Origin of the sequence: Paenibacillus sp. OSY-SE, assembly GCF_000283315.1 — a bacterium.
GTDB lineage: Bacteria > Bacillota > Bacilli > Paenibacillales > Paenibacillaceae > Paenibacillus_B > Paenibacillus_B profundus.
Window position 1 is genome coordinate 1 of record NZ_ALKF01000105.1, and the last position, 4,920, is coordinate 4,920.

Here is a 4,920-nt window from a genome sequence, read left to right on the forward strand (position 1 = left end):
AATATGTTAGATACCTAATATATTAGAGAAGGAGCTACGATAAGTCAAATTTTTCGGTGATGGATTGTAGTGTGATAGCTTTTAACCGATAGGTAATGGAACTTCATAAGGTTTCTAATTGTATTATTGGAAATGTTGACAAGCTATTAGCTGGTATAGTTGAGAAAAGGCATCCATTAAGAATCAAGAATACTATTAAACTGCCCATTAGTTTAACACTATCGCCAGTCTAGTACTTTATTTTCCCAGTCTACAACTATATTTTCCGAGTCTAATACTACATTTTTCAGTCTAATGGTTTATTTTCTTTTAACATCAATTTCAAACTTAGCAATCGTCCTATCATTTTCTAACTCAGCTGCAGGTTTAACCGTTCTTGCATATTCTTTATCCTTATAAGTAATTAGGAAGTCTGTTGTCATTACAATAGGAGTTCCAGTCTTGGGGTCTTCTGGATGTTTGACGCCTAATTTCTCTGCTATCATCAAAGTTTCTTCAAGTGGGAGGAGTGGAAATTGCTCTCGAATATCCGATACCCCTATAATCCAGAAGGTAGCAATAATCACGTTCGATATCGGAAAACAGCTCGTGTCGTCTGCCAGTAGTCCAACCTATGCCGCGAGTCGCTCTCCCTTGTGAGGGAACATCTTGAACACTAAGCCAAGGAAGATAGTCCTTTCCGTTACCTTGACCTCTTCCTTCTTTAAGAAATCGTTCTATCTTAGCTTGTGTAATCTCACGTTTCCGCTTAGCCATTCATTCCACTCCCAATCTATAAAAAAATGAGGCTACCTAAAGGTAGCCCCACAAAAAGAGGAGTCGTGTTGTAATTCTAGATGTCGATTCTAAGACTGTAGAAGAGCTACTAGTAGCAGTATGTCCGTATCTGTGAGTCTAATACTTTATTTTCTCAGTCTACAACTTTATTTTCCTAGTCTAATACTTTATTTTTCAGTCTAACACTTTATTTTCTTTTAACACATAAAAACACCCCTTTAGATATCCATATCTAAAGGGGTAAAACGATTCGACTTTTTTATATTATCAAGACCTAATTTTAAAAAAGATAAAAAAGTTAAAGGGTTCTACATATTAGATATGACTAATATGTAGAACCCTAGTTGAAGTAGAATAAAGAGCTTATTCAATAATCGCGCCCGATTGTTGAAAAAGAAAATTAAACATTAACAAGGCACTGATAAGTAAGCGTTGTTTATTTCATGTGTTTCTTTTTCCAATCTACCAACGTCATCATTTTTTCGTCTAATATAATGAACTGGTAACCTTTAATCAGTATCTTTATTGGTTCTATAATTCAAATTAATCGTGGTGGCCTTTAGCTGATCAATAAACATACGTGTAGCAGCACCCATATATTTATCTTTCCTATAGACGATTCCTACTTCTCGGGAAAGATTAGAATTTAGAATTGGAATGACTCTTATTTTATTATTGTTAAGGCACTCTAAATAAGGTTTAGGCAATATAGTCACTCCTACTCCTTTTTCAACCATGTCAATTAAAGATTCCATCGTTGTTATTTCAAAATTCGGCTGAGGGAGAAATCCCAAGTCATTACAAGATTTATTGATAAGTTGTCTTAAAAAGTAGTTTTCAGGAAATAAAACGGAAGATGTTGTCCGCAATACATCCAAATGTACCATATCTTGTTCCTCTAATGGATGCCCGTTGGGTACCGCAAGGGCCAGTTCCTCCTTGTACAAAGAAATCGATTCTAATTCTCTATCTTTCATAGGTAAAAAAACAATACCTATATCCAATTTATTTTCTAACAAGCTTTTCCTAATGTCTTCCGTGCGTAGTCCAAACACAGAAATTTTAATAGCAGGGTATAAACGATGAAAATTAAGTAATGTCGGTGGAATTAGGTAGTTTTCAACTGTTAACAATGTTCCGATAGAAATATTTCCTCTTTGGAGTCCGTTTAATTCCTTTATAGCAGTTTGTGCTTGTTCTAATTCATGGAAAATATTCTGAGTATACTTCAGAAGTAGTCTTCCTGATTCTGTAAGTTCCGTCTTTTTACCAATTCGATCAAATAAAGGTGCTCCAATCTCATGCTCTAATAAACGAATTTGTTGGCTTAAAGAAGGTTGGGAAATTCCAATCTTTTCTGCGGCTCTTGTGAAGTGAAGTTCCTGGCATACTGAACGAAAATATTCAAGTTGTCTTAATTCCATTCTAGGGTCCCCCTCAAAAATCATTTTATGGCAATATGTATTATATCATAGTTTTAACCTATTATTACTATATAAATAATTGAATTGAACTATGGTTTAAGATACCCTAAACTGTTAATTAACAAGCCCAGTTTATAACAGTATTTAATAAAGTGGGTTTACCTTTCCATCGCTGTATTGCTAGGTATCATATTGGAAATTTTAAAATCACTTAGTCCTGAAAGGGGGTGCCTTTAAGATTTGATAGGGGCGATGTAAGCACAGGAAGGTTAACAAAGGTTCTCAAAAAATTTAGGAGGTTATTAGAATGAGCGATCAAAGAACAGATATTATTAGTTACAAAGATTTTTTACAAAAAAGTACCAAGCCGACTGTTCGTCCTTGTATTTGGAAAGGAACAGATATAAAGGCACAATTAGATGATTCATTGTCTAGTGATTTTATGGGTGATGGCAGAGGTGCAGTATCGCTGGTAAATAAAGATACTGGTGATAAATACGGTGTGACCCCTACTATAAACGCAGTGGTACAAGTATTGGCGCCAGGTGAACATAATAACCCACATAAACACAGTAATTTGGCTATCTTCATTGTATTTGAAGGAGAAGGCTATAGTATAATTAATGGCGAGAGAATTGAGTGGGAAAAAGGCGATGTATTTGTATCTCCTGCTTGGCTTTCACACGAACATTGCAATACGTCTGATCATGAAAATGCTGTTCTTTATACTATCCAGGATGTACCTACTGTCTCCGGTATGGGGACATGGTTTTTGGAAGAACCTGTTGGGTCAGGAGCAAAACATGTTGTTAAAGAAAATATAACTAATAAGAACGATATTTTACCAGAAAAGTAAAATAAAAAGCTCCTGCCAGCAATGAATATTTACTCATACTTCGGACAATAAGTTTGTACGGATTCGTGTGCACGCGTGGAGAGATAGTTCCCCCTCTCATCCGTACAAAGTGAATACACCCGACAAGTATTAAATTGTATTCAAATTGCGGTATTACGTTGGTTCAATATTAATATTATTGGGTAAATAATTGGAGGATATAATTGATGAAAAATCTAAATGTTGCTATTCCAACTCCCTTTCATGATGATGAAAGCTTATATTTAGAAGGTTTCAACCCCATTGTTGAACATTTGAAGAATAACGGAATTGAGTCACTACTTGTATCTGGTTCTACCGGTGAGCAAAATTCAATGAGTATTGATGAACGATTGCAAATCATTGATTACTTTAATAAGCAAAACTTTCAAAATATTGAACTTATGTTTGGTGTTTCAGGTGCGAGAACGAGAGATGCGATAAAACTTATTCAAGCACTTGAGAAATCTGTTTTTGACGCAATTCTTGTCCAGTTTCCACTTTATATTCAACCATCACAAAAACAAGCCATTGCTTATGTTAATGAATTGCTAAACCATACAACCAAAAAAGTTGTGCTTTATAATAATCCTGCCCGAACTGGTTTTAACCTAAGTGCTGAATCCCTTAATGAACTTGTCTCTCAACAACACTCGAACCTTATCGGACTTAAAGAAGAGTACAATGTGAAGCGTCATAAAAATACACAGTTACCAGATGATTTCATTATGTTTGCTGGAGGAGATGTTGACCTCATAGAAAAAATACTCGATGGCTGCAATGGACTTTCCAGTATGGTAGGAAATGTTTACCCTAAAGAAATCAAGCAAATTTTAAATGACCTATTAATGAAAAAACCAGTTGACGTTCATAAAATAAATCAACTGATTGACGAAGTGACACATTATCAAGCCGTTATAAACATAAAAGAACATTACAATTCCCTTGGTATAAAAGTAGGTCCTTGTCGATCGCCCATTAATTAGTAACTAGTGTCCAGCTACTATACACAGTTGATTCAAACAAACGACTTTTTTGAAACAGCCGCATTTTTCAACAGGAGAATGCGGCTTCATGCTGTTCAAAACAGAAATGGACTGCGAACGCTTAGTCACTCAAGAATCCCACTGACGTTAGTCAGCTTGCCCATTTATGGGTGGGAGTCTCAATTATTCATTAGGACCGATTACGCGGTTACGAATATCTAATTTTCCCTCGCCCTGTGCTCGTTTGTTTAACGTATTACGCCAGTTCGGAGCAAGGAGTTCACAAGCAGCAAGTCTAGCTTCTTGTTCTAGATCTTGTTTTTTTGGTTATGCATAATATCGTTACATTTAGCAACGGTCCATTCGGGAAATGGTCTCTCTTGAAGTTGAAGGTAATCTCCTGCTTGGATATCACCTTCCTTAAGAACACGAAAATACCAACCTGTCATGCCTTGCTGCTGGATTTGTATGGCTAGGTCTTTAATCTTCCAGCGTCGTGCTGGTTTCCAGCAAGGTTGTCTTGGTTGCGAGACTTGTGTTATGGCTTGTCCATCCCCTTGGAGACCCGTTTTGCCTGCCCAGACCTTTCCTTTGACCTCACGCTTCACAATTCCACTTTCCCACTCGCGATCCATTGGTTTTTTTTGCTTCTTTTTGCCCAAATGTTTGTGGCTTTCCGACCATAACTCGCTCAATGACGGGTTGACTCACCTATATCGACTCCTTATTCTTGAATACCTTATATTTAATAGTTGTCTCCTCCTTGAACACTTTTAGTGTTAAAATGTATGCCTGTATATTATTTATCATTTGCCACATTACTATGTCGAAAATTGCACATGTTAAAATGTGAGTAACT

At 36.2% G+C, this 4,920-nt stretch carries 5 protein-coding genes and 1 pseudogene; 2 read left to right on the forward strand and 4 right to left on the reverse strand.

The window, feature by feature from the left end; all coding sequences use genetic code 11:
- Positions 1-299: 299 nt before the first annotated feature.
- The gene (locus A372_RS38225; RefSeq protein ID WP_019418940.1) at positions 300-485 is read right to left on the reverse strand and encodes a TnsA endonuclease N-terminal domain-containing protein; all 186 of its coding nucleotides are present in this window, start codon (positions 483-485) and stop codon (positions 300-302) included.
- A gap of 801 nt (positions 486-1,286) precedes the next feature.
- Positions 1,287-2,201 (reverse strand): LysR family transcriptional regulator, encoded by a 915-nt coding sequence (locus A372_RS0100745; protein WP_019418942.1) that lies wholly within the window; start codon positions 2,199-2,201, stop codon positions 1,287-1,289.
- A gap of 307 nt (positions 2,202-2,508) precedes the next feature.
- On the opposite strand from A372_RS0100745, the gene A372_RS0100750 reads away from it, so the two are divergent.
- Together A372_RS0100750 and A372_RS0100755 are read left to right on the forward strand one after the other, a co-directional pair.
- Positions 2,509-3,057: a cupin domain-containing protein gene (locus A372_RS0100750; RefSeq protein WP_019418943.1), complete on the forward strand. Its 549-nt coding sequence runs from the start codon at positions 2,509-2,511 to the stop codon at positions 3,055-3,057.
- A 206-nt stretch (positions 3,058-3,263) separates the two neighbouring features.
- The gene (locus tag A372_RS0100755) at positions 3,264-4,061 is read left to right on the forward strand and encodes a dihydrodipicolinate synthase family protein (RefSeq protein ID WP_019418944.1); all 798 of its coding nucleotides are present in this window, start codon (positions 3,264-3,266) and stop codon (positions 4,059-4,061) included.
- 183 nt (positions 4,062-4,244) lie between these two features.
- On the opposite strand, the pseudogene A372_RS39220 reads toward A372_RS0100755, so the two are convergent.
- Both A372_RS39220 and A372_RS32785 read right to left on the reverse strand, forming a co-directional pair.
- Positions 4,245-4,346: pseudogene (locus A372_RS39220) on the reverse strand (MOSC domain-containing protein); the annotation flags it as partial.
- A gap of 23 nt (positions 4,347-4,369) precedes the next feature.
- Positions 4,370-4,756, reverse strand: a complete 387-nt coding sequence (locus A372_RS32785) for an MOSC domain-containing protein (RefSeq protein WP_019418945.1) — start codon at positions 4,754-4,756, stop codon at positions 4,370-4,372.
- Positions 4,757-4,920: the final 164 nt, after the last annotated feature.